This window comes from Priestia sp. 40, assembly GCF_049368575.1.
GTDB lineage: Bacteria > Bacillota > Bacilli > Bacillales > Bacillaceae_H > Priestia > Priestia zanthoxyli.
Map to the genome: position 1 here is coordinate 1,588,240 of NZ_JBMPZA010000005.1, position 22,903 is coordinate 1,611,142.

At 38.1% G+C, this 22,903-nt stretch carries 27 protein-coding genes and 1 pseudogene; 15 read left to right on the forward strand and 13 right to left on the reverse strand.

Translation table 11 applies throughout. The features are described from left to right. Positions 1-27: 27 nt before the first annotated feature. Together ACO1DI_RS09345 and ACO1DI_RS09350 are read right to left on the reverse strand one after the other, a co-directional pair. On the reverse strand, positions 28-1,377 hold the full coding sequence (locus ACO1DI_RS09345) for a glucose-6-phosphate isomerase (RefSeq protein WP_028412606.1): 1,350 nt from the start codon (positions 1,375-1,377) through the stop codon (positions 28-30). Positions 1,378-1,622: 245 nt separating this feature from the next. Next, entirely contained in the window at positions 1,623-1,820 is a 198-nt protein-coding gene (locus ACO1DI_RS09350) for a hypothetical protein (RefSeq protein ID WP_232216947.1), read from the reverse strand. A 265-nt stretch (positions 1,821-2,085) separates the two neighbouring features. Between ACO1DI_RS09350 and ACO1DI_RS09355 the strand changes: the two are divergent. The 7 genes and pseudogenes from ACO1DI_RS09355 (at position 2,086) to mnhG (ending at position 7,840) form a co-directional block, all read left to right on the forward strand. Continuing rightward, positions 2,086-4,492, forward strand: a pseudogene (locus ACO1DI_RS09355) (Na+/H+ antiporter subunit A). Next, on the forward strand, positions 4,489-4,911 hold the full coding sequence (locus ACO1DI_RS09360; protein WP_013085301.1) for a Na(+)/H(+) antiporter subunit B: 423 nt from the start codon (positions 4,489-4,491) through the stop codon (positions 4,909-4,911). Before ACO1DI_RS09355 ends, ACO1DI_RS09360 begins: the two are co-directional and overlap by 4 nt. After that, positions 4,911-5,252, forward strand: coding sequence for a Na(+)/H(+) antiporter subunit C (locus tag ACO1DI_RS09365; protein WP_013059592.1), 342 nt, complete (start codon positions 4,911-4,913; stop codon positions 5,250-5,252). Before ACO1DI_RS09360 ends, ACO1DI_RS09365 begins: the two co-directional genes overlap by 1 nt. Beyond that, positions 5,242-6,726, forward strand: a complete 1,485-nt coding sequence (locus tag ACO1DI_RS09370) for a Na+/H+ antiporter subunit D (RefSeq protein ID WP_115655021.1) — start codon at positions 5,242-5,244, stop codon at positions 6,724-6,726. The genes ACO1DI_RS09365 and ACO1DI_RS09370 overlap by 11 nt, the downstream gene beginning before the upstream one ends. A gap of 6 nt (positions 6,727-6,732) precedes the next feature. Beyond that, a complete protein-coding gene (locus ACO1DI_RS09375) occupies positions 6,733-7,209 on the forward strand; it encodes a Na+/H+ antiporter subunit E (RefSeq protein WP_042991837.1) in 477 nt (158 codons plus the stop codon). Then, positions 7,210-7,494, forward strand: coding sequence for a Na(+)/H(+) antiporter subunit F1 (locus ACO1DI_RS09380; protein WP_013059595.1), 285 nt, complete (start codon positions 7,210-7,212; stop codon positions 7,492-7,494). It abuts the gene before it with no gap. Next, a complete protein-coding gene (mnhG, locus tag ACO1DI_RS09385; RefSeq protein ID WP_013085304.1) occupies positions 7,478-7,840 on the forward strand; it encodes a monovalent cation/H(+) antiporter subunit G in 363 nt (120 codons plus the stop codon). Before ACO1DI_RS09380 ends, mnhG begins: the two co-directional genes overlap by 17 nt. Positions 7,841-7,883: 43 nt before the next feature. Here the strand turns inward: mnhG and ACO1DI_RS09390 are convergent, their stop codons facing one another. Further along, positions 7,884-9,047: an iron-containing alcohol dehydrogenase gene (locus tag ACO1DI_RS09390; protein ID WP_226701652.1), complete on the reverse strand. Its 1,164-nt coding sequence runs from the start codon at positions 9,045-9,047 to the stop codon at positions 7,884-7,886. Positions 9,048-9,267: 220 nt separating this feature from the next. Between ACO1DI_RS09390 and ACO1DI_RS09395 the strand changes: the two genes are divergently transcribed. Beyond that, positions 9,268-9,498 carry a DUF378 domain-containing protein gene (locus ACO1DI_RS09395; RefSeq protein WP_013059598.1) on the forward strand — a complete coding sequence of 77 codons (231 nt, stop codon included), beginning with the start codon at positions 9,268-9,270 and terminating at the stop codon, positions 9,496-9,498. 36 nt (positions 9,499-9,534) lie between these two features. Here the strand turns inward: ACO1DI_RS09395 and yugI are convergent, their stop codons facing one another. The 3 genes from yugI to ACO1DI_RS09410 form a co-directional block, all read right to left on the reverse strand. After that, the gene (gene yugI, locus ACO1DI_RS09400; protein ID WP_013059599.1) at positions 9,535-9,936 is read right to left on the reverse strand and encodes a S1 domain-containing post-transcriptional regulator GSP13; all 402 of its coding nucleotides are present in this window, start codon (positions 9,934-9,936) and stop codon (positions 9,535-9,537) included. 207 nt (positions 9,937-10,143) lie between these two features. Further along, positions 10,144-11,304, reverse strand: coding sequence for an aminotransferase (locus ACO1DI_RS09405; protein ID WP_013059600.1), 1,161 nt, complete (start codon positions 11,302-11,304; stop codon positions 10,144-10,146). Continuing rightward, on the reverse strand, positions 11,304-11,804 hold the full coding sequence (locus tag ACO1DI_RS09410; protein ID WP_013059601.1) for an Lrp/AsnC family transcriptional regulator: 501 nt from the start codon (positions 11,802-11,804) through the stop codon (positions 11,304-11,306). The genes ACO1DI_RS09405 and ACO1DI_RS09410 overlap by 1 nt, the downstream gene beginning before the upstream one ends. 158 nt (positions 11,805-11,962) lie before the next feature. On the opposite strand from ACO1DI_RS09410, the gene ACO1DI_RS09415 reads away from it, so the two are divergent. Both ACO1DI_RS09415 and ACO1DI_RS09420 read left to right on the forward strand, forming a co-directional pair. Next, on the forward strand, positions 11,963-12,811 hold the full coding sequence (locus ACO1DI_RS09415) for an alpha/beta fold hydrolase (protein WP_013059602.1): 849 nt from the start codon (positions 11,963-11,965) through the stop codon (positions 12,809-12,811). A gap of 168 nt (positions 12,812-12,979) precedes the next feature. Next, the gene (locus tag ACO1DI_RS09420; RefSeq protein ID WP_013059603.1) at positions 12,980-14,152 is read left to right on the forward strand and encodes a MalY/PatB family protein; all 1,173 of its coding nucleotides are present in this window, start codon (positions 12,980-12,982) and stop codon (positions 14,150-14,152) included. Positions 14,153-14,187: 35 nt separating this feature from the next. On the opposite strand, the gene ACO1DI_RS09425 is transcribed toward ACO1DI_RS09420, so the two are convergent. After that, complete coding sequence (locus tag ACO1DI_RS09425; protein WP_013059604.1) at positions 14,188-14,712, reverse strand: superoxide dismutase family protein; 525 nt, start codon at positions 14,710-14,712, stop codon at positions 14,188-14,190. Positions 14,713-14,815: 103 nt separating this feature from the next. After that, positions 14,816-15,013, reverse strand: a complete 198-nt coding sequence (locus ACO1DI_RS09430) for a hypothetical protein (RefSeq protein WP_014457916.1) — start codon at positions 15,011-15,013, stop codon at positions 14,816-14,818. An 85-nt stretch (positions 15,014-15,098) separates the two neighbouring features. On the opposite strand from ACO1DI_RS09430, the gene ACO1DI_RS09435 reads away from it, so the two are divergent. Further along, positions 15,099-15,479, forward strand: a complete 381-nt coding sequence (locus ACO1DI_RS09435) for a kinase-associated lipoprotein B (RefSeq protein WP_014457915.1) — start codon at positions 15,099-15,101, stop codon at positions 15,477-15,479. A gap of 36 nt (positions 15,480-15,515) precedes the next feature. On the opposite strand, the gene kapD is transcribed toward ACO1DI_RS09435, so the two are convergent. Continuing rightward, entirely contained in the window at positions 15,516-16,130 is a 615-nt protein-coding gene (gene kapD, locus ACO1DI_RS09440; protein WP_013085312.1) for a 3'-5' exonuclease KapD, read from the reverse strand. Positions 16,131-16,476: 346 nt separating this feature from the next. Continuing rightward, positions 16,477-16,860 (reverse strand): hotdog fold thioesterase, encoded by a 384-nt coding sequence (locus ACO1DI_RS09445; protein WP_013085313.1) that lies wholly within the window; start codon positions 16,858-16,860, stop codon positions 16,477-16,479. 106 nt (positions 16,861-16,966) lie between these two features. On the opposite strand from ACO1DI_RS09445, the gene ACO1DI_RS09450 reads away from it, so the two are divergent. From ACO1DI_RS09450 to ACO1DI_RS09460, 3 genes are all read left to right on the forward strand, one after another. Continuing rightward, the gene (locus tag ACO1DI_RS09450) at positions 16,967-17,335 is read left to right on the forward strand and encodes a hypothetical protein (protein ID WP_116736967.1); all 369 of its coding nucleotides are present in this window, start codon (positions 16,967-16,969) and stop codon (positions 17,333-17,335) included. A gap of 176 nt (positions 17,336-17,511) precedes the next feature. Next, complete coding sequence (locus ACO1DI_RS09455) at positions 17,512-18,048, forward strand: HD domain-containing protein (RefSeq protein WP_013059610.1); 537 nt, start codon at positions 17,512-17,514, stop codon at positions 18,046-18,048. A gap of 116 nt (positions 18,049-18,164) precedes the next feature. Further along, complete coding sequence (locus tag ACO1DI_RS09460) at positions 18,165-18,356, forward strand: hypothetical protein (RefSeq protein ID WP_013059611.1); 192 nt, start codon at positions 18,165-18,167, stop codon at positions 18,354-18,356. A gap of 51 nt (positions 18,357-18,407) precedes the next feature. Here the strand turns inward: ACO1DI_RS09460 and ACO1DI_RS09465 are convergent, their stop codons facing one another. Both ACO1DI_RS09465 and ACO1DI_RS09470 read right to left on the reverse strand, forming a co-directional pair. After that, positions 18,408-19,727 (reverse strand): Na+/H+ antiporter family protein, encoded by a 1,320-nt coding sequence (locus ACO1DI_RS09465; RefSeq protein ID WP_116736965.1) that lies wholly within the window; start codon positions 19,725-19,727, stop codon positions 18,408-18,410. Between the two features lie 267 nt (positions 19,728-19,994). Beyond that, positions 19,995-21,488 carry a leucyl aminopeptidase gene (locus ACO1DI_RS09470; protein WP_014457911.1) on the reverse strand — a complete coding sequence of 498 codons (1,494 nt, stop codon included), beginning with the start codon at positions 21,486-21,488 and terminating at the stop codon, positions 19,995-19,997. Positions 21,489-21,733: 245 nt separating this feature from the next. Between ACO1DI_RS09470 and ACO1DI_RS09475 the strand changes: the two genes are divergently transcribed. Further along, the gene (locus tag ACO1DI_RS09475) at positions 21,734-22,210 is read left to right on the forward strand and encodes a divergent PAP2 family protein (RefSeq protein WP_013085319.1); all 477 of its coding nucleotides are present in this window, start codon (positions 21,734-21,736) and stop codon (positions 22,208-22,210) included. A gap of 42 nt (positions 22,211-22,252) precedes the next feature. On the opposite strand, the gene ACO1DI_RS09480 is transcribed toward ACO1DI_RS09475, so the two are convergent. Continuing rightward, a complete protein-coding gene (locus ACO1DI_RS09480; RefSeq protein WP_014457910.1) occupies positions 22,253-22,900 on the reverse strand; it encodes a 3D domain-containing protein in 648 nt (215 codons plus the stop codon). Positions 22,901-22,903: the final 3 nt, after the last annotated feature.

Consider the following 22,903-nt stretch of genomic DNA (forward strand, 5'->3'; position numbering starts at 1 on the left):
CTTCTAACAAGAAGGTGAACTTTTTATTTATTTCAAACGCTTTTCTAATTCTGCTTTTTTCTCTTCAAAACCAGGTTTTCCAAGAAGAGCAAACATATTTACTTTATATGCTTCTACTCCAGGCTGATCGAACGGATTTACTCCTAGTAAATAGCCGCTGATTGCGCATGCTTTTTCGAAGAAGTATACAACATATCCAAACGTATACTCATCTAACGCCGGAATGTTTACAACTAAGTTTGGAACGCCTCCGTCTGTGTGAGCAAGCATTGTACCTTGGAACGCTTTTTTATTTACAAAGTCAACTGTTTCCCCAGCTAAGTAATTTAGTCCATCTAAGTCCGCTGCATCTTCTTCAATTGTTAGCTCATGACGAGAATCTTGAACTTGTACAATTGTTTCAAAAATATCACGACGACCTTCTTGTACATATTGACCTAAAGAATGAAGATCCGTTGAGAAGTTAGCAGATGAAGGGTAAATACCTTTTTGGTCTTTTCCTTCACTTTCACCAAATAACTGTTTCCACCACTCAGCAAAGTATTGAAGAGCTGGCTCATAGTTAATCAGCATTTCAATTGTTTTTCCTTTATTATAAAGAACATTACGAGCTACAGCATATTGATAAGCTGCGTTTTCTTCTAGCTCTGATGATGAAAATGCTTCTTGAGCATCAGCTGCCCCTTTCATCATTTGTTCGATATCAAGACCTGCAGCGGCAATTGGCAATAAGCCAACTGCTGTTAATACTGAATAACGGCCGCCTACATCATCTGGAATAACAAATGTTTCATAGCCTTCTTCGTCCGCTAATGTTTTTAATGCGCCGCGCGCTTTATCTGTTGTTGCATAAATACGCTTGCGTGCTTCTTCTTTGCCGTATTTCTCTTCTAATAATTTACGGAAGATACGGAAAGCAATCGCCGGTTCTGTTGTTGTACCAGATTTTGAAATAACATTAATAGAGAAATCTTTATCCTGTAAAACATCCATTAAGTCTTTCATGTATGTTGAGCTGATGTTGTTACCAGCAAAAATAACTTGCGGAGTTTTACGCTGTTCTTTTGATAATGTGTTATAGAATGAATGCTGAAGCATTTCAATAGCAGCACGAGCACCTAAGTAAGATCCTCCAATACCAATAACAATTAATACATCTGAATCAGATTTAATTTTTTCTGCACTTTTTTGAATGCGTGCAAATTCTTCTTTGTCATACTCCGTAGGAAGGTCTACCCATCCTAAAAAGTCGTTCCCAGCACCTGTTTTTTCATGAATTGAATGGTGAGCTACTTTCACGGCATCACGTAAGTATGTAAGTTCATGTTCACCAAAAAATGATAACGCGTTTGAATAATCAAAACGAACATGTGTCATAGTCTGTTCCTCCATTAAAATATCTTTATTTTCCACTTTATCGAAACTGTTAGCTGAATTCAAGTGAATCCACTTACAATTTGACACAATCATTATAGTTTGTTGAAACTGCAATCATTGTATGTACCCTTTTATTTAACGATAAATTCCGTTATGAAGTCAACTAATGTTCTTTGATTACAGAACGTAATTCATGCACGATGACGCAAATAATAAGCAAATAAAAAACGACTAAAGAGTGGTCTTCAATCGTTTTTTATTTGCTTACCGGATGGTGCAATATAGTTCATTTCACCTATCTTTACATATTGTCTCGGTTTATAAGAGGCTTTTAACAGGGAAGAGTCTATTGATATGGAATTTTCAGCTTCACTTTTAGAAGTGATTAGCATCCTGTTTTCTTCTTTCATTTCCAAGTGATTATTTAGCACAAATCCACTCATACATAGTGCGGTAAAAATGAGAAAACTGATGGCTATTTGTTTCCTATACATTTCCATCACCTCACTCTTAGAGTGACAATTTCGCATGATTTTTATACGTCGAAAAAAATTTTTTTATGTTTTTTTTATGGATTTTGTGACGAGTTTCTATTTATTTAATAAGCCTTGAAAATTCTGCTGATACTAAGAATTAGCATGGATGCATGCATAATTAAATTATTATATAATCGGTTACAGAATTGAATATCACAAGGAGGTTTGTCTTTTGTCGTGGTTGCACTTGGTGATTTTATCGCCTTTTTTATTAGCCTTTTTTGTCCCGCTTCTGTATAGGAAATTCCAGCGTATTCATACAGGGTGGTTCGTTTTACCTCTTCCACTTGTGTTGTTCATTTATTTCACACAATATATCAGTGGTGTTTCTAAGGGGGAAACATATCTACATTCAATGAAATGGATACCTAGTCTGGGCATTAACTTTGATGCTTATGTGGATGGACTCGGTCTTCTATTTTCTCTGTTAATCACCGGAATTGGGACACTTGTTATTCTTTACTCCATTTATTATCTTTCTAAAGACAAAAGAAGCGCTGCATTCGTTTTATGTCTATTTGCTTCTTTTTATGGGATCTATGCTAGGAGTTGTATTATCAGACAATTTAATGAGTCTTTACAGCTTTTGGGAATTAACAAGCCTTTCATCTTTTTTATTGATTGGTTATTGGTACAAACGAGAGAAATCTCAATACGGAGCCTTAAAATCTATGCTCATTACCGTATTCGGAGGACTTTCCCTATTAGCAGGAATTGTGCTTTTATACGTCATGACAGGTACTTTCAGCATACGCGAAATTATCTCAAACGTAGATGTGGTCACATCAAGTCATCTATTTATTCCAGCTCTAGTCCTCATTTTATTAGGGGCCTTTACAAAATCTGCTCAGTTTCCTTTTCATATTTGGCTGCCAGATGCAATGGAAGCTCCAACCCCAGTGAGTGCATACCTTCATTCAGCTACAATGGTAAAAGCGGGAATTTATCTTTTAGCAAGACTCAGCCCTGTTTTTGCTATAAGCGCCACTTGGTTTTTTGTTATTTCAATCACAGGACTAATTACACTGTTTTGGGGCTCGTTTTCAGCAGTAAAGCAACAAGACTTGAAAGGGATTTTAGCTTTTTCAACAATTAGTCAGCTTGGGATGATTATGTCACTTATAGGAGTAGGTAGCGCAGCTATTCACTACGATTTTTTAGACGATAATATCTACTTAGTGGCTCTTACTGCAGCGGTTTTCCATTTGATTAACCACGCTACCTTCAAAGGCAGCTTGTTTATGGTAGTAGGCATTGTCGATCATGAAACAGGCACGCGTGACATTAGAAAGTTAGGCGGGTTAATGAGCTTCATGCCTGTGACATTTACCATTGCTATCATCGGGGGATTTTCAATGGCAGGTCTCCCTCCCTTTAACGGATTTTTAAGTAAAGAGATGTTTTTTACAGGCATGGTAAACGTGACAAAAATGGATATGTATAGCATGCAGACGTGGGGAATTTTGCTGCCTATCATCGCTTGGGTGGGAAGTATTTTCACTTTCGTCTATAGTATGATTCTTGTCTTTAAAACCTTTACAGGCAAATACCAGCCCGAAAAGTTGGAGAAGAAGCCGCATGAAGCACCAGTAGGCATGCTTATTTCACCTGTTATTTTAGCATCGCTGGTTGTTATTTTTGGCTTTGCTCCTAATTTATTAGAATCAACCCTTATTGAGCCAACAATGGCCTCTATCGCACCTAGCCTGCTAGCTGAAGGTAAAGAATATCAAGTGCATATTAAATTTTGGCACGGCTTTACGCCAGAATTATTTATGACGCTAGGTGTCATCACATTTGGTGTTTTGTTATTTATGACGCTTCAAAAGTGGTCAAAAATTTATACACGATTTCCTTCTTCTTTAACGCTTAACAACGGATATAATTATGGCATTAAAGGGATGGAAAAAGGCTCAACACGTATCATGAAAACATTAATGACAGGATTTATTAGAGACTATCTTTTAATTATTTTTACTTTCATAGGCATTTTAATTCTCGTAACGCTCTTTTCTCAGAATGCCTTTGCGATTGATCTAAAAGATACTGCTTCTATCGGCGTTTATGAAGCCATACTAGCAGTTGTAATGGTTGCGGCTACTATTACAACTTTATTGGCAAAATCACGCCTCACAGCCATTATTTCGCTGGGAGTTGTCGGGTATACGCTTTCTTTATTTTTCGTATTATTCCGTGCTCCTGACTTAGCTTTGACTCAATTAGTTATTGAAACTGTATCAGTATCACTGTTTTTACTATGTTTCTACTACTTGCCGGAGTTTCGGAAGCGAAAAGTAAGGGTGAAGTTTCAACTGCCAAACTTACTGGTTGCCCTTCTTGTAGGAACGACCGTTACATTGCTTGGCATATCAGCAAACAGTACAAAACTATTTGAATCGATTTCACATTACTTTATTGAAAACAGTTATGAAAAAGCAGGCGGCGAAAACATGGTGAACGTGATTCTTGTTGACTTCCGCGGATTTGATACATTATTTGAAATTACCGTACTTTGTATAGCAGCTCTTGCTATCTATGGCATGATTCGTCTTCGGTTAACAAAGGAGGAAGAAGAATGAAAAAAAATGATTTGATACTACAAACCACAACGAAAGTAGTCACGTTCATTATTATCATTTTTGCCATTCATCTTTTCTTTGCAGGTCATTATACACCCGGGGGAGGGTTTGTTGGGGGACTTACTACCTCAGCAGCCCTTGTATTACTACTGCTGGCTTTCGATATAAAAACGGTATCGAAAGTCATCCCATTTGACTATAAGAAGGTGGCGGCCTCTGGACTGCTGCTAGCTATTTTAACGGGGCTTGGGTCATTTATTTTCAAAGTCCCATTTCTGACTCACACATATAGCTACTTTAACCTTCCCCTTCTCGGGAAAACATCTTTAGCTACCGTTGTACTGTTTGATTTAGGCGTATATCTAGTAGTTGTTGGTGTTACGATGACCATTATTCAAACGATTGGAGAGAGTGAATAGTGGAAATATTAATGTCCATAGTGGCAGGGATTCTATTCACTGCCGCTGTATATCTCATGTTATCCCGCAGTTTACTGCGAATTATTATTGGAACAGGCTTATTAAGCCACGGTGTTCACCTGTTGATTTTAACGATGGGCGGATTAAAAGGGGGGAGTGTTCCCCTTCTGGGAGAAAAGGCTTCTTCTTATACAGATCCTTTACCTCAAGCACTAATTTTAACTGCCATTGTCATAAGCTTTGGCGTCACTTCTTTTTTCCTTGTACTAGCTTACAGGGCTTATCAAGAACTCGGAACAGACGATATGGACAAGTTAAGGGGAAATGAACATGACGAGTAATTTTGTAATCATCCCACTGCTTATCCCGTTTGTTGTAGGTGTTGTGCTCATTTTTTTCAAAGACAATATTAAACTTCAAAGGATAATCAGTGTTTTATCATTAATCACCACCACCGCTTTTGCTGCATATTTAGTACAGTTGGTTCAATCAAAAGGTGTTTTAACTCACGAGCTTGGGAACTGGAAACCTCCTTTTGGAATTATTCTAGTAGCGGACATGTTCGCTTCCCTTCTCGTACTTACTGCTAGTATCGTAACACTATGCTGCGTTCTTTTTGCTTTTCATACAATTGGCGAGAGGCGTGAACGCTTTTACTTTTATTCATTTGTGCAGTTTTTATTAGTAGGCGTATTTGGCGCCTTCTTGACAGGTGATATCTTTAACTTATTTGTCTTTTTCGAAGTCATGCTTATGTCTTCGTACGCTCTTATTGTAATTGGCGGTACAAAAGCACAGCTTCGAGAGTCTCTTAAGTATATTTTAGTCAATGTCATTTCATCCGCTTTGTTTGTCATTGCCGTTGCTTATTTATATGCCGTAACAGGAACTCTCAACATGGCGGACCTTTCACAGCGAATTGCTGAGGCGAACCAGCCGGGGATTTTAACAACCATTGGCATGCTTTTATTTATCGTCTTTGCCTTAAAAGCAGCTTTATTTCCAATGTATTTCTGGCTTCCAGGTTCATATAGTGCGCCTCCACCCGTGATCATCGGGTTGTTTGGTGCTTTGCTCACAAAAGTAGGCGTTTATTCGATTTTCAGGACTTTCACTTTACTGTTTTACCATCATCCTGAATTCACTCATCAAATTATCGGCTACGTTGCGCTTTTGACTATCGTTGTTGGTGCAGTAGGCGCCATTGCTTATTCGGATGTGAATAAAATTTTAATTTATAACATTATTATTGCTGTCGGAGTCATTGTCTACGGTGTAACTTTAACAACAAAAGCGGGTTTTGAAGGAGCCATTTATTATTTAATTCACGACATGATTATTAAAGCAGCTCTCTTCCTTCTTGCTGGAAGCATCATTCGAATAACTGGAACAACAAAATTAAAGAAAATGGGTGGGTTAATTAAAGACTATCCGCTGCTTGGCTGGATGTTTTTTATCGCTACTATTTCGTTGGCAGGAATTCCTCCCCTGAGCGGCTTTATTGGAAAATTCCTTTTAGTTCAGGGCGGCTTAGAATCAGAGAGCTACACGTTTGTAGGAGTTTTACTAGTTTCAAGCCTGCTTGTTTTATATTCTGCCATTAAGATTTTCATGAGCTGCTTCTGGGGTGAACCTAAGCTTTCTTCTGAGCATGAAAAAGTATCCCTTAAAGGTATTCTATACCCATCCGCTATCTTACTTGCTGTTTCTGTCTTTTTAGGACTAGGTGCAGAAGCTGTTATTCCTTATGTGTCAACAGCCGCTCAAACGCTTATGGATCCTTCAATTTATATCCAATCGGTGTTAAAGGAGTAGATCTGCATGTCATTTCAACTATTATTAAACGTAATCATTGCATTCACATGGATGTTTTTGAGAGGGATTTGGACACTCCCTTCCTTTATTATAGGTTTTTTCTGGGGAGCGGTACTGCTGTTTGTTTTCCGCCGTTTTTTTCACAGGCGTTTTTACTTGCATAAAGTGTGTGCGATCATTAAACTGCTGTTTATTTTCATACGAGAATTATTCAAAGCCAATATTGCAGTTACTAAAGACGTATTGCGCCCTAAATTAAATATTCAGCCAGCCATCTTTGCAATGCCAACCCGTCTGGAGAGTGAATGGGAAATTACCATTCTTTCTCTTTTAATTACGCTAACGCCAGGCACACTGGTGATGGATGTGTCAGATGATAATTCTACTATCTATATTCATGCAATCAATACAGACGATATTGATGACATTATTACAGATATTCAGCAAACATTCGAAAAAGCTATTATGGAGGTGAGTCGTTAAATGCTCGATATTTTTTTAAACGTTTCGCTCATTCTCATTTCTGCTTCAACTATTGGGTTTGTTTATCGAGTGGTAAAAGGTCCGTCAACTGCTGATCGAGCAATGGCCCTTGATGCTATCGGAATTAACATCATTGCTATCACGGCCATCATCTCGATTATTTTTCGAACCCAGGCTTTTTTCGAAGTCATTTTACTGCTAGGTATCATAGCCTTTGTAGGTACCGTTGCTTTTTCTAAGTTTTTAGAGAAAGGAGAAGTGATTGAATATGAACGTGATCAGTGAAATCATTGTAGGAGCTTTGGTACTAATAGGGTCTCTTCTGACAGTTGTGACTATGATTGGGCTTATTCGCTTGCCTGATACGTATACAAGAAGTCACGCTGCCTCCAAAAGTGCTACCTTAGGCGTCCTGTTTATATTAGTGGGCTGCTTACTCTACTTTTGGATTGACACTGGCCATATTAGTGCACGGTTAATTTTAGCGATTGTCTTTGTGTTTATCACCTCTCCTATTGCTGGGCATTTACTAGGAAGAGCGGCTTATTACAGCGGAGTTCCTCTTTCTGATAAAACCGTTCGGGATGATTTAAAAACCAAACAGCAGAAAAAGCTTACCCATCATGAATAGAAAAAACGCCGTGCGGTTTGCACGGCGTTTTTTATCGAGAATCTTATAAAGAAGCGCGTAGGATTGCTAGTACATCTTCTTTGTTTAATTTTTTAAATTTACCAAATTCACCTTTAGCCATCGCACGATCAGCCATAAGATCTAATTTGTCTTCACCAATATCATAATCAGCTAAGCGAGTTGGTGCACCTAGGCTTGACCAGAATTCGCGAAGCTTATCAACACCTTCAAGTGCTACTTCTTTATCCGTCTTGCCTTCCGTATCTACGTTAAATACGCGTACAGCTACTTGCTTGAAGCGATCTACGTTCTCATCCATTACGTGTTTCATCCAGTTCGGGAATATAATTGCGAGTCCACCCGCATGTGGAATGTCATATACAGCTGATACCGCATGCTCAATATTGTGAGTAGCCCAATCGCCTTGGTGTCCCATTTGTAACATACCGTTTAATGCGATGGTACCATTGTATAAAATCGTTTCACGTAACTCGTAGTTCTCTAAGTCGTTTAATAATTTTGGTCCCGTTTCAATAACCGTTTGCAGTACTCCTTCACACATGCGATCTTGAAGCGGCGTATTTGTTGCAGCATGGAAATATTGTTCAAATACGTGGCTCATCATGTCAACCATGCCATAAACTGTTTGATTTTTTGGTACAGTAAATGTATTAACCGGATCTAAAATAGAGAATTGAGGGAATGTTGCCGGACTACCCCAGCCGTATTTTTCTTGTGTTTCCCAATTTGTAATAACAGAACCAGCATTCATTTCTGAACCTGTTGCTGCTAATGTCAGCACTGTTCCAAATGGAAGAGCTTCAGCTGCGAATGCGTCGCGGTTAATGATGTCCCATACGTCTCCATCATATTTTGCGCCTGCTGCGATTGCTTTTGTACAATCGATTACGCTTCCTCCACCAACTGCAAGTAAAAATTCAATACCGTTTTCTTTACAAATATCGATTCCTTTGCGAACAGTTGTCAGACGAGGATTCGGCTCTACTCCCGCTAACTCATGTACTTCTGCATTCATATCATTCAGTACATCCATTACTTGATCGTATAAACCGCTGCGTTTTACGCTTCCTCCGCCGTATACTAATAATATCTTTTTACCAAAGCGACTTGCTTCTGTTTTTAATTGCTCTAATTGACCTTTACCAAAAATTAATTTTGTAGGATTATAAAATGTAAAATTGTTCACTATAAACTCCTCCTTACGAGCTTGATTACATGCATCATTATGAAGAACAACTTTTTGATTGTAAAGAAAATTGACTTCCTAAAGATTATTCCCTGTTGACTAGACGCTCACCCCATCCAAATCAACGTTTATTTGTCTGTATCTTCCAAAAGTAAATATGCATATTTACTTCGAAAAAAAGCAGGCTAATAAGTGAACTACAAAACAAGGAGGGTTCATCATGAGTGGTATTCAACGTATTGCGCTCGTATTAACGATTATTGGAGCAATTAACTGGGGACTTATTGGCTTTTTTCAATTTGATTTAGTAGCAGCAATCTTCGGCGGTCAAACATCTGCTTTCTCCCGCATTATTTATGGATTGGTTGGAATCGCAGGACTGATTAACCTAGGTCTATTATTTAAACCTTCTGCTGAAGTAGAGCGTACAGAACCTAGAACGGAACATTAAAAAAAGAAGGATAGCTAAGCTATCCTTCTTTTTTTCTTATTTCTTAATTAGATCTTCGCGGTTTGATTGCTCAATCCACTCTTCTAATTTTTCTTTTAATGTGTTGAATCCTTGAGTAGATTCAGTGTGAACTGTTGCTTGACCTTGACGCTTTTTAGCAGGTTTTTTAGGTGCAGAAGCTTCAGTTTTTTCTGGAGCTGGCTCAGTAGCACGAATAGATAAACCAATTTTACCAGTTGACTCATCAACAGATAAAACTTTAACGTTTACTTCGTCTCCTACTGATAAATGTTCGTTAATATCTTTAACGAAGCCATGTTTCACTTCTGAGATATGAACTAATCCTTGAGTTTCTTCATTTAATGCAACGAATGCACCGTATGGTTGAATTCCTGTTACTTTACCTTTTGTAACAGTACCGATTTCAAATTTTGACATATAAACACTCCTAGATACCTTATTATTTTCACCATTATAGCCAATTTAAAATTATAGCACAGTTCATAGATTGAATCAAAAAGTAGTTATACTATATTTATTATTTACCAATTTCGTCACAAATATAAACTAACACTACATTTCATCATAGCAAAAAAGATATTATATCAAACCGTCTATACGATATGACATAATATCTTATTTTTATTATAACTTATTTTCAACAAAACGGCTAATCCGTTTTATGGATTCTTCTAATGATTCCATTGAAGAAGCGTATGAACAGCGAATATGTCCCTCTCCGCCTTTTCCAAATACATTGCCTGGCACCACGGCTACTCGCTCTTCAAGCAAAAGCTGCTCAGCGAATTCTTCCGACGACAATCCAGTTTTCTTGATAGACGGGAACACATAAAACGCTCCTCCGGGAGAATGGCATTCAAGACCAATTTGATTTAATGACTTCACCATATAGTTCCGTCTTCTGCGATAGCTTTTTCTCATCTCTTCTACGTCATGCTGCCCATTTTGTAGTGCTTCAATTGCTCCATATTGTGCCATGGTAGGCGCACACATCATTGTATACTGATGAATTTTCAGCATTGCTTTAGCAATCTCAGTTGGTGCACATATGTACCCAAGACGCCATCCAGTCATGGCAAATCCTTTAGAAAAGCCAGAAATAATAATGGTTCGTTCTTTCATTCCTTCTAAAGAAGCAATAGATGTAAATTCTTCATCATATGTTAATTCTGCATATATTTCATCCGTGATAACAAGCAAGTCATGCTTGATCACAATATCCGCAATAGCCTGCAGCTCTTCTTTAGATAGTGAGCTTCCTGTTGGATTATTAGGAGAGCATAAAAGAAGAGCTTTCGTGTTGCTTGTAATGACTTCTTCAATCTGTCTAGGCTGCAGCTTAAACTCTGTTTCTGCCGTTGTTTCAATTGCCACAGGAACTCCTCCTGCTAGCGAAATTAACGGGCTATAAGACACGAAGTTTGGCTCCACGACAATAATCTCATCTTCAGGGTTAATCAAAGCCCTCATTGTAATGTCTAAAGCCTGACTTCCTCCAACGGTCACGATAATATCATCTTTATAATCATACGAGACGTTAAAATTTCTTTTCATATACTTCATAATTTCAAAGCGGAGCTCTAAAAGCCCCGCATTTGCCGTATAAGAGGTATATCCTCTTTCCAACGATAAAATACTCGCTTCTCGAACAGCCCAAGATGTGACAAAATCAGGTTCACCTACTCCAAGAGAAATGACGTTATCCATACTTGCTGCTAAATCAAAAAAGCGGCGAATACCTGAAGGTTTCAGCTGTTGCACAGTTGTTGACAAGCGCTCTTTCATTACGGAGACACCACGATTCTGCGATCTTCATCACCTTGGTCGTAGATGGTACCATCGTGCTTGTATTTTTTCATGATAAAGTGAGTCGTTGTAGATAAAACAGAGTCTAGCGTAGAAAGCTTTTCAGAAACAAAAAATGCTACTTCAGACATTGATTTTTCTTCAATAATAACAGACAAATCATATGCTCCTGACATTAGGTACACGGATTTCACTTCTTGAAAACGATAGATGCGCTCCGCAATCTCATCAAAGCCTACTCCTCGCTTTGGTGCAACTTTTACATCTATCATAGCCGTGACGCCCTCATGTCCATCTACTCGTCTCCAGTTAATATCAGCTGAATATTGCACAATTACTTTTTCTCTCTCTAGCTTTTTAACAATATTAGAGGTTTCTTCAAACGTTAAATCCACCATTTTTGAAATACTATCTATCGAAATACGGCTATTTTTTTCTAGAATTTCTAAAATTTCTAACTCTTTCTCTTCTAAGAACACCGCGTTCCCCTCCTACACCGATTAAATTTTTTCACTTTTTCCATTATATCAAATTTAAACACATCTTTAATGTGAAATCTATACCGTTAATTGAGTTTCATTTTATAGATTGCTGGAAATTAGGACAGACTAGAAAGAAAAAGATGGAGTGAACCAAATTGACTGAATCTAAAATTACTTGCCACCAGCGTACTTTTAATGGAGTCAATGTGTACTACGAATGCCATAACTATCACCCTGATAAACCAGCTATTGTATTTATTCACGGCTTTTTATCATCCAGTTTTAGCTTTCGGCGTTTAATTCCTTTATTTGAAGACACGTTTTCTATCATTACGCTGGACCTTCCGCCATTTGGGCGAAGTGAAAAATCGTTAACCTTTCAATACTCGTATAAAAACTTAGCCAGAATTGTGATCGAGTTAATTGAATATCTAAAATTAAAGGATGTTGTACTATCGGGACACTCAATGGGGGGACAAGTTTGTTTAAACGTAGCCAAGTTAAAGCCTTCTTGCGTATCAAAACTAGTTCTTCTGTGCAGCTCAGCTTATTTAGGACCCTCACACTATGGGTTGGTCATGTCTTCTTATGTTCCTTTCTTTTATCTGTGGGTAAAAACGTGGCTGTCTCGCAAAGGTGTATTAGGTAACTTGCAAAATGTCGTATTTGATCATAAGTTAATCGACGAAGAAATGATTGATGGCTATACTGAACCATTTTTGGATGACCGTACGTTTATGGCTTTAACAAGAATGATTCGTGATCGAGAAGGAGACCTATCCTCAAAGGATTTGCAGCACATAAAAAAACCCAGTTTACTCATTTGGGGAGAAGAAGACCGGGTTGTTCCTTTGCATCTCGGACGTAAGTTAAAAGATGATTTAACAGACTCTACCTTTATCTCTTTAAAGGAAATTGGACACCTTTTACCAGAAGAGTGTCCCGACATTGTGCAGTCTCATATGGTCGATTTCTTGTACGGTGAAAAAGCCCTGTCTCAATAATGACGGGGCGAGTTCGTATATTGCACACGAGGCGCTAACTTTAATAAAAAATTTATTAGTGGTGCATCAGCAATTTTTTCACTTTCTTTATTGACTTCACAAGTTAACTTCGTTGACAAACGTATTAAAAATAAGCAAACTATTATATTAAAAAAGGGGGTACTTTTATTGTCTACTTATTCTTTTGATCAATTAATTAACCGTACAGGTACGCAGTCCGTAAAGTGGGACAAAACTGATCTTGTTTTTGGAGCAAAAGATGTTCTGCCTTTTTGGGTAGCTGATATGGATTTCCAAGCGCCGCCTAATGTTCTTCAAACCATTAATGAGCGTGTCAAACACGGTATTTTCGGCTACACTTCCCCTACTGAATCTACGGCAAATGCTTTGTCATCTTGGGTAGAAAAAAAGCATCAGTGGACCATTGATCATGAATGGATTACATACAGTCCAGGAGTTGTATTTGCCCTGAGTATGGCTATTCAAGCATTTACGGAACCCGGAGATTCAATTTTAATTCAGCCTCCAGTCTATACTCCATTTTTTAACATGATAAAGGTAAATGATCGAGAAGTTGTTGAAAATCCATTAAAACTTGCAGGCGATAAATACGAAATTGATTTTGCAGATTTAGAGCAAAAATTTGCAGAAGGCGTAAAATTAATGATTCTTTGCAGCCCTCATAATCCAGTAGGACGCGTGTGGACAAAAGAAGAACTGAAGAAGCTTGCCGATCTTTGTGAAAAATACAATGTATTAATTGTTTCAGATGAAATCCATTCTGATCTAATTTACCAGCCTTATAAACACATTCCCATTAGCATGGTGAGTGAAGATGCAGCCAATCGAACCATTACGTGTATGGCCCCTAGCAAAACATTTAATATACCGGGACTTCAAGCTTCAGCTATTATTATTCCAAACGAGAAACTGCGCACACAGTATGTTCAACAACAGCAAAAACAAGGGTTTTCTAATTTAAACACATTCGGAATAATTGGGTTAGAGGCGGCTTACAGTGAAGGTGAGGAGTGGCTAGAAGCACTGCTTGTGTATCTAAAGAAAAATGTAGATCTAGTGACGCGTTTTATAAGTGAAAACTTGCCTGAACTGCGAGTGGTTCAGCCTGAAGGAACTTATTTACTATGGATTGACTGCAACAAGCTGCACTTATCAGAAGAAGAATTACATGAACGCTTATTAGAAAAAGGTAAAATTGCCGTAGAAAAAGGCGAAAAATACAGTTCCACATATGGAAAAGGTTTTATCCGCTTGAACATTGGCTGTTCACATGAACAGCTTCAAGAAGGATTAAATCGCTTAAAAGTAGCTTTAACGTAAAAAACAGCGTTCTTTCTCACGAAAGAACGCTGTTTTTAATGTTTTTTTGAAATAACTCCGCAGGCGATTCGCTTGCCAGAATTACCTGATGGCTCTGTCATTCCGTCATCACCTTGTTCGGTAATAACAAGGGATGAACCATCCATACGCTTAACGAGCGATGTCTTTCCTTCTTTTAACGTGACTTGAGGAACCATATCTGTTCCTGTATACGTTTGATCGTCTTCTACCACAATATTTTTCATATCGCCTAAATGCGGTCCTTTTGGATTTAACAGTCCGTGTTTCTTTTTATCAGGATCAAGGTGATTGCCCGCACTTTTAAAGTTAGGAGCTTTGCAAATTCCCATTTCATGAATATGTACGCCGTGTTCGCCAGGTGGAAGTCCGCTTAAATTGTACGTAAACTCAATTCCATCGGCCTGTTCTTTCAACTTGACTGTACCGATGCTATCTCCATCTGCGTTATAGACTTTGACTTCTTTATTGGATATTTCTTTTTCCATACACCCCGTTAACAAGAAAAAAGGCACGGTTCCAATGAGTAGTAGTTTTTTCATGTTGCCCTCCAATCGCATATGCACTAGCGAAAGTTTTAGATGTCTTTCCATAGATTGTCCAGCAACATATTATTTTAAACGCTTACATTTTATTTGCATTTCATTACAGTGATTTCTTATTATCCTGTTCTTTTAGCTTTGCTTCTAACTCCTTCGTTTTTTCTTCTTCTTTTTTCGAAATCTTAATGATTAAACGCCATACTGCAACTGCTGCTAGTACAAAAATCGCCATAGTAGCAAAAGCAGGAATATATTCTGTTTTATCTTCCGGAAAATAGAGCAAAAACATTAAATACATCATGTACAACATCCTTTCATAGAAACGGTAGTGGGTTTTGATTTATACTGTTTATAACAAACACTTTACTTAAAGGAGATCTGGCAATATGACATTTACAATTGGCCAAACCGTTACGGCACTTTATAAAACCGGGAAATACATCGGTGAAATTACACAAGTTCGAGATCTGCATTATGTTGTACGAATTCAAGCTGTGTTGAAGCATCCAGAACAAGGTGACTTACATAATCCTGGACAAGTGGACGTACCTTTTTTTCACGAGCGAAAAGCACTTGCGTTTCGAGAGCAGGCCAACATTCCTCAAAAAATGGTTCATCTCTATGAAGACAGCGTTCCTGATTATAAAGATTCACTAGAAAAAGCCCTTGAATTAAAGATAGCTGAACAACAAGGCAAAGATGGCGCTTTTGCTCAAGCAAGTATTGCCTGTTTAGAAGAGTTAAAAAAAGAGTACGGTATTCATTAAGCAAAAAGCCAAATTCACATAGAAGTGATTTGGCTTTTATAATGCAAATTTATTTAATACTTTTGAGAAATCGATTCGATCTCCTATGGTCGTTGGCTCCGGCTTTTGAAGGTACCTCTTATCTTTTTCTACAAGCTTAAAGATGTTGAGTGTCGTCATCGCATCATCAAGCGCGCAGTGGTGCTTTCCGGTTCCTTCTTTACCATACTCTTGCACAGCTTTCCAAAGGCCGGTTTGATTTTGATCTCCAAAAAAGCGCTTATACTCCATCGAAAGATCAATTTCTTTACCTGTAAAAGGAAACGGCACCTTATTTTTTTGACAGCACTGCCTTAATACTTTCATATCCATGTTCCCCCACGTAATAATCGTGCTGTTTTTATACATGCCCAGTCGCTGTACAAGCTGCTCTAGCGTGATTCCTTCATTTACTTGATTTTGTTCGATATGGAGAAATGATTTACAGCGCTCAGTCAATTTTGTAAAGTGTGTAGGCTGTACGTAAGAGGAGAAACGATCAATGATTTCTTGATTTTTAACAAACACCAAACCAACTTCAATGATTTCCGGAAAAAAGCCTTTTGGAAAACCTTTATACTCTGGCATTGTAAATTCAAAATCAATGAATAAATACTGAGAGTTCTTATCCAATATTATCACCCCTTTGTAAAATAAACCGCCCTACTATATTAATGCTATTATAGCACGATTGAACAATCGGAAGGTCTATTTTCTGTTCTTATTTTTAATATTATGAATATTCTAGTTGCTGAATAAAAAGAATACTTTACTACTACTATATTCTAGAGCATGTCTCTATGCGCAGGGTAACTGTCACGAATAGACATAATTTCGCTTCTTTTTTTTACCTATTTTTTCACTTTTTTATGTATCCGCTCTTCCAAATTCTCTTTAAGCTCTCACATCAGTGTGTGAGGTGGCTCTTTCTGACTCCAAAAGCATACCTCACACCTTTTAGACTAAGCCTTTCTTATATTTAAGCTTTAGGCAGAATAGCAAGCGTGCAACGGGATATACAGATTAAATTCTCTTCTTCATCTTGAATTTTCACTTCCCAAACCGCTGTTTTTTTTCCTTTATGTAAAGGAACGCCTATAGCTGTAACGATTCCGTCTTTTTTCCCTTTGATATGATTGGCATTGATTTCTAAACCTACACAGATTTCTTTTTCAATATCTACACTTTTAATAGCACCTAGACTAGCCACAGTTTCGGCTAACGCCACCGATGCTCCTCCGTGTAAAAGCCCGAATGGCTGACGCGTTCGCTCATCAACAGGCATCGTCGCTTCCACTCTTTGTTCACTTGCGCTAATAATCTCAATTCCTAATGCTTCTAACAGCGTATCTTTCGTTTTCATATCCATACCTCCCTTTGTATCTAGTATACAATAACGGTTTTGCTACAACATATACGAACCCTCTACATATACATAATAAAAATCCGTTTTTTAGGAGGATTCTTATATGAAACCATTTGCTCCCTTGTCTTACTATTGGCCATCGTACTACATGCCTCACCCTTATACATACAGGGTACCTAACTTACCTGAGGCGGACATCGCGACATTTCAGCAATCTCTTAAAGTTATTCCCTCTACCATGCAAAGCGCTACTATCTTTATTCAAAGAGCTAATGCTTCGCCAAATTTAATAAAAAAAATAAAAGCTGCTGCTCAAGAATCCAAAATGAATGAAGTAAAAAAACTCATTCTTTCCACTGGTGTTAAGACCAAAATCGATGTTTTTTATACACCAGACTATATTAAAATTACGTTTATTCATCCCGATAACCAATTTGACTGCTGTCACGTATCGTTAAATATTAGATGGTAAAATACAAGGAAAAAAGTCTTATTTTCTTCAAAAAAAGATGTACATGTTGTTTTGTTTTGAATATTATAATACATGCCATTTTTGGATGTAAAAACAAATTACACGATAATTGTATTTAGGATATAAATATGATATTGTATTTGGAAATATATTTTTTCTTTAGGAGGGATGACATGATGAGACATGTTACGCTAGTAGAAATTTTCACGCATCCTATCGCTCAAAAATATTTAACTCGCTCTGGCGTTGCGCATGCTGTATCCGTCGCCTATCATGCGTTTCGTCTATCTGTACAGCATAATGTAAATCCTGATTTAGCTACAAAAGCAGCGTTGCTTCATGATATTGGCCACTACGAATGGTACACAAATGGTCAGTGGGATTATGAGAAGTATCGTCAAAATGATATTCACGCTATTAAAGGTGCTGAACGTGCACATAAATTACTCATTCGTTTAGGTGAGGAACCTCAGGCGGCAAAAGAAATTGCCTTAGCTATTTTACTACACACAGACTCATATTTACCTGAAGGAACCATTCAACAACGCCCTCTTCAAAAAGTAGTCAAACTTGCTGATGAAGCTGATGAAGAGCCAGGAGGCAAACATCATTACCGTGAAATGGAATATAATCTGGCTGTAAAGAAAATTAAGGAGCTTGATAAGAAAGTGCTTGAACTTCTACATTCCAACCAATTTAAACAGTTAGGCTGACAGGATTAACTCCTTTCATAAGAGTTAATCCTTTTTATTATTTCTCCTCATAATTCCCTGCAAATTACTCATACTACTTATTGATTCTCATTTTTGGTTAGTTAGGAGGAAGAAGAATGTCTAAAAACGCTAGAGGTTACGTGCAAGATTCTTGTACATCATTAAATCAGGCAAAAGCAAGCCTTGAACAAGCTCTTCAAACAGTAGAGAAAGATTCAAATCGTGAACGTATTGAACAATCTCTTCAGGCTGTAGAGCAAGCATTAGGAGCTTGTGACAGCACTGCTTCTACTCTTTCTCAAGCATGAAAAAAGCAGCCGGTTTTGATCGGCTGCTTTTTTTCATTATAGGCCCTCTATTTACAAGATAACTGAGGCAATCCACCCAAAAATAATGAGTGGGATGTTATAGTGAAGAAAAGTTGGTACACACGTATCCCAAATATGATCATGTTGACGATCGACTGCTAATCCAGATGTTGGTCCAAGCGTACTGTCTGAAGCTGGTGAACCAGCGTCTCCAAGCGCTCCTGCTGTACCAACAATACAAATCGTTGCCATTGGACTCATACCAAGTTCTAAGCAAAGAGGAACAAAAATCGTCGCGATAATTGGAATAGTAGAGAAAGAAGAACCAATGCCCATTGTGACTAAAAGCCCGATGACAAGCATAAGAAATGCACCGAGCATTTGGTTTCCGCCAATAAGAGCAACAGAGCCTTTTACAAGCGCTTCTACATCTCCAGTTTCTTGAAGAACTTTTGCAAAACCAGAGGCTGACAGCATAACAAATCCGATGAAAGCCATCATTCTCATTCCGTTCGTTAATACTGGATCTGCTTCGTTCCACTTCAAAGCTCCGCTGAAGTAAACGACAACAATCCCTGCAAGCGCTCCGAAAATCATAGAATCTACTAAGAGCTGCACAGTTAAAGCCGCTACAATCGCAAGTAAAGCTACTATAATTCCTCTTGTTGTGTAACCTGTACGCTCCTCTGCGCCTTGATCAATGTCAATGTCTTCATAACTGCGCGGCTTGCGGTACGAAATAAACACAGCAAACAATAAGCCCGCTACCATTCCTAAAGCTGGAAGAGCCATCGCCGCGGTAATATCTCCTTTATTAATTGTTAATCCACTTTCTTTGATGTTAGTAAATAAAATGTCGTGATAAATCTTACCGAATCCTGCCGGCAAATACATATAAGGTGTAACCAGTCCAAATGTAATCACTGTTGCGACTAATCGACGATCGATTTTCAACTGATTAAATACTTTTAATAGAGGTGGAATTAAAAGCGGAATAAATGCAATGTGAACCGGAATAACGTTTTGAGAAAAACATGAAATAATAAGGATGATCAACAAAATTAGTACTTTTGACAGTGACTTCTTTTTCGTTTCTCCTTCTTTCCCTACTATTTTTAACGCTAGCTGAACAACGGCATCAGGCAGCCCTGTCCGCGAAACAGCCATTGCAAATCCTCCAAGCAAAGCATAGCTTAATGCAACAGAAGCACTGTTTCCAAGACCATCTGTGTATATACTTACTGTATCTGTGAGGCTGATACCGCCAACAAGTCCTCCAACTAGCGCTCCGACTGCTAAAGAAAAGACAACGTTGATACGCAATAAGCTCAAAATCAGCATCACGAGCACAGCTATTAATACTGCATTCATTTTGAAACCTCCATTTTCTTTTTTACTTTATCTCATTAAAACATTAGAGAGATAAACAACATGTTCATTATATTAGGTATAGAAAAAAAGTCAATCATCTTACTAAATAAACGTTTGTTTAACTTCTATCCAACCTTAACAATATAAGGATTTTTCTAAATAATTTTTTCTTCCTAAAAAGAAAAAAACATTATGTAAACATATTAAAAAAGAAGCATCATCGATGCTTCTTTTTACGTTTCTTTCTATCCCTATTATATTTTTTCATTAATTGGGTTCAAATGAACAAACCATTGCAGCTAGTGTTCGGACCATCACGCCTGTTGCACCTGAAGGTCCTAACTCATGAGAAGCAGCAGATGTGGCAGTTCCAGCAATATCCAAGTGCACCCATGGTGTTTGTTCTGCAAACTCACCAATAAAGGTTCCTGCCATAATGGCGTGCCCCTCCCGTCCAGGAGAATTATTTAAATCTGCTACCTTACTTCCCCGAACACGCTTTTTGTCTCGTTCTGTAATAGGCAGCTCCCAAATCGGTTCGCCTGTCTCAATGCTCGCTTTCGCTACTTGCTGCAATAAAGCAGAATCATTTGTCATTGCCCCAGTTGTATGTGTACCAAGAGCTACGATTACGCCACCAGTTAACGTCGCCACGTCTACTAAATAGTTTGCTCCGTGGTGTTTGGCATAGGAGATACCGTCAGCTAACGCTAAACGCCCTTCAGCATCTGTATTCAGTACTTCTATTGTCTTTCCATTCATGGCTGTAATTACGTCATCTGGCTTAAAAGCACGCGCGCTAATAACGTTGTCAGTTGATGGAATGACAGCTACTACGTTTTGATGAGGTTTTAATTCTCCAATCGCTTCCATTGCACCAAGAACAGATGCAGCTCCGCCCATATCTGTTTTCATACCTACAATCCCGTCTTTAGATTTAATAGAGTAACCACCTGTGTCAAAGGTAATCCCTTTTCCTACCAACCCAATAACGTCTTCCCATTTTTCTTTTCCTTGATATTTGAGGACAATCATTTTAGGAGGCTCTGCGGAACCTTGATTGACTGCGAGCAACGCGCCCATTCCCAATGTTTCCATCTCTTCTTTTTCTAAAATTTCATATTCAAAACCATATGTATGTGCCATTTCTACTGCATAATTAGCTAAATCTGTAGCCGTTAGCATATTGCTTGGTAAGTTAACAAGGGTGCGCGCTGAGTTTGTTGCTTTTCCATACGTATATCCAACCAAAGCAGATTGTACAACGTCTTTATAAAAAGAAAACAGTTCAATTTTTTCAAGCTGCTTGTCAGGTTCGTTTGATTTCTTTTTGTAGTTTTCAAACTCGTACATAGCAAGCTGTTGAGCTTCTCCTAATAAAGCTGCAGTTTCTTGCTCTGACCACGCTCCTGTATCAAATGTAGAAAAGGCGACCGATGCGTTTGAAATCTTCGCTTCTTTTAACTTTTTAAATAACAGCCCAAAGCTCTCTTTGAGCCCATTTTTCGTTAGCGCTTGCTTTCGTCCGAGTCCCACAAAATAAAGACGTTTTGCTCCTAATTTACCTAGTGTATGAATCGTTGATATACGTTTTTCTTGTACACGTATATCCCCTTCTTTAATCAAATGAATGAGCTGTCCACCTAAAGCTTCATCAATTTCTTTTAGAAGGCCTTCAAACTGTTGGTTTTGATTAAATAAACCGATTACGAGCGCTTCTGTTTGGTGATCAACACCAAATGTTTCTACATGCGAAAACATAAAATTCCTCCCTTTTACGTATAGAGATTTTATTTTTATTTATCATCTGCTTTGTTTAATCTATTCAGCAAGTGGAATATATATCATATTCACTACTGTTTTCATCTATATACATATGATAGCAGAAATACAATTTTTAATCACAGTTCAAAAACCTTAGTTTCACACATATACTTTCATCTACCGCTTTTTTCATCATACAGGTTTAGCTTTTCAGACATTTTAAGTTGAGGGAGGACGTCTCAATGGAGTTATTCTCAAATTTTCCACTTTGGAGTTCATTAATCGCTATTTTCTTTGCTCAATTTATTAAGATTCCCCTTTCTTTTGTAGCTACTAAGAAAATAGACGGCAGCTTATTTTTTAGTACGGGAGGCATGCCAAGCTCTCACTCCGCAGCAGTAACTTCCTTAGCAACTGCCATTGGGCTAGCAGAAGGCCTTAAATCCCCTATTTTTGCTCTCTCCGCTATTTTTGCCATTATTGTCATGTTCGATGCTAAAGGAGTAAGAAGACACGCAGGAGAGCAAGCAACGGTTTTAAATCGTTTGGTTGAAGATTTTCAGCGCGCGGTAAAAGAGGCAAAGCTATGGACGACCAATGAAGAAGACGAAAAACAAGTGAAGCTAAAAGAGCTGCTTGGACATAAGCCTATTGAAGTTTTCTTTGGAGCCTTAACAGGGATAGCAGTTGCTTTTGTAACGTATTATGTATGGCCATAAAACATAAGAAAACACATGAAGAATTCTTCATGTGTTTCTCGTTTATTTTACCTGCTGACGAAAAACCTGCATCGATTTCTTTTCATTCAGCATTGTTAACTCTTCTTCAGTTAAGCGGCCGTCCCCTGATTTCACTACATAGACGTTTAATTCTTTTTTACCCCATATGTTGTACACATCGGAAACAGTCTCAAAATATAAATCAAGATGATTGCCTTTAATAGCCCCACCTTTATCTGCTACCACTCCATAGCCATAGCCCGGAATAAACAAGATCGTGCCGATTGGAAATATGGTCAAATCAGCAGCGATGGTTGAATACAAGTCACGTTTTACTTTAACGCCCGAATATGTAATACCATACCCTGGATGATTGGGATTTTTCCCAGTTGATTCATAACCAGCTGTGTAACCCGTAGCCAATACATTCTTAGTTGGATAACGCGACCAATCAAATGCTTCTTCAATCGTCAGACGCTCTTTGTCATTGCTAGCTGCTTCAGCTCTTAGTGGTTTTAGAAATGATGGCAAGAACCTTTCATTCATTAGAGGATGCCCTGTACTGTTTATAAAAGGCATATATTTGATGACTGTGGTTATTGAGACGCCAGTAATTGCTTCATATGTTGTAAACAGCGCTCCGACCAGTAGTAGGCACATAATGAATCGCTTTGCTATTTTTCCAATCATTGT

What these genes read in the sequence shown, in the direction of transcription:
- ACO1DI_RS09350 (WP_232216947.1), bottom strand. Translation starts at nt 1,820, where the DNA reads ATGAGTGGATTTGTGCTAAATAATCACTTGGAAATGAAAGAAGAAAAC.
- ACO1DI_RS09470 (WP_014457911.1), bottom strand. Translation starts at nt 21,488, where the DNA reads ATGTTTTCGCATGTAGAAACATTTGGTGTTGATCACCAAACAGAAGCG.
- ACO1DI_RS09370 (WP_115655021.1), top strand. Translation starts at nt 5,242, where the DNA reads ATGACGAGTAATTTTGTAATCATCCCACTGCTTATCCCGTTTGTTGTA.
- ACO1DI_RS09345 (WP_028412606.1), bottom strand. Translation starts at nt 1,377, where the DNA reads ATGACACATGTTCGTTTTGATTATTCAAACGCGTTATCATTTTTTGGT.
- ACO1DI_RS09405 (WP_013059600.1), bottom strand. Translation starts at nt 11,304, where the DNA reads ATGAAAGAGCGCTTGTCAACAACTGTGCAACAGCTGAAACCTTCAGGT.
- ACO1DI_RS09425 (WP_013059604.1), bottom strand. Translation starts at nt 14,712, where the DNA reads ATGAAAAAACTACTACTCATTGGAACCGTGCCTTTTTTCTTGTTAACG.
- ACO1DI_RS09445 (WP_013085313.1), bottom strand. Translation starts at nt 16,860, where the DNA reads ATGAAAACGAAAGATACGCTGTTAGAAGCATTAGGAATTGAGATTATT.
- ACO1DI_RS09395 (WP_013059598.1), top strand. Translation starts at nt 9,268, where the DNA reads ATGAGTGGTATTCAACGTATTGCGCTCGTATTAACGATTATTGGAGCA.
- ACO1DI_RS09360 (WP_013085301.1), top strand. Translation starts at nt 4,489, where the DNA reads ATGAAAAAAAATGATTTGATACTACAAACCACAACGAAAGTAGTCACG.
- ACO1DI_RS09455 (WP_013059610.1), top strand. Translation starts at nt 17,512, where the DNA reads ATGAGACATGTTACGCTAGTAGAAATTTTCACGCATCCTATCGCTCAA.
- ACO1DI_RS09430 (WP_014457916.1), bottom strand. Translation starts at nt 15,013, where the DNA reads ATGATGTATTTAATGTTTTTGCTCTATTTTCCGGAAGATAAAACAGAA.
- ACO1DI_RS09435 (WP_014457915.1), top strand. Translation starts at nt 15,099, where the DNA reads ATGACATTTACAATTGGCCAAACCGTTACGGCACTTTATAAAACCGGG.
- ACO1DI_RS09460 (WP_013059611.1), top strand. Translation starts at nt 18,165, where the DNA reads ATGTCTAAAAACGCTAGAGGTTACGTGCAAGATTCTTGTACATCATTA.
- ACO1DI_RS09380 (WP_013059595.1), top strand. Translation starts at nt 7,210, where the DNA reads ATGCTCGATATTTTTTTAAACGTTTCGCTCATTCTCATTTCTGCTTCA.
- ACO1DI_RS09475 (WP_013085319.1), top strand. Translation starts at nt 21,734, where the DNA reads ATGGAGTTATTCTCAAATTTTCCACTTTGGAGTTCATTAATCGCTATT.
- yugI (WP_013059599.1), bottom strand. Translation starts at nt 9,936, where the DNA reads ATGTCAAAATTTGAAATCGGTACTGTTACAAAAGGTAAAGTAACAGGA.
- mnhG (WP_013085304.1), top strand. Translation starts at nt 7,478, where the DNA reads ATGAACGTGATCAGTGAAATCATTGTAGGAGCTTTGGTACTAATAGGG.
- ACO1DI_RS09450 (WP_116736967.1), top strand. Translation starts at nt 16,967, where the DNA reads ATGAAACCATTTGCTCCCTTGTCTTACTATTGGCCATCGTACTACATG.
- ACO1DI_RS09465 (WP_116736965.1), bottom strand. Translation starts at nt 19,727, where the DNA reads ATGAATGCAGTATTAATAGCTGTGCTCGTGATGCTGATTTTGAGCTTA.
- ACO1DI_RS09375 (WP_042991837.1), top strand. Translation starts at nt 6,733, where the DNA reads ATGTCATTTCAACTATTATTAAACGTAATCATTGCATTCACATGGATG.
- ACO1DI_RS09480 (WP_014457910.1), bottom strand. Translation starts at nt 22,900, where the DNA reads ATGATTGGAAAAATAGCAAAGCGATTCATTATGTGCCTACTACTGGTC.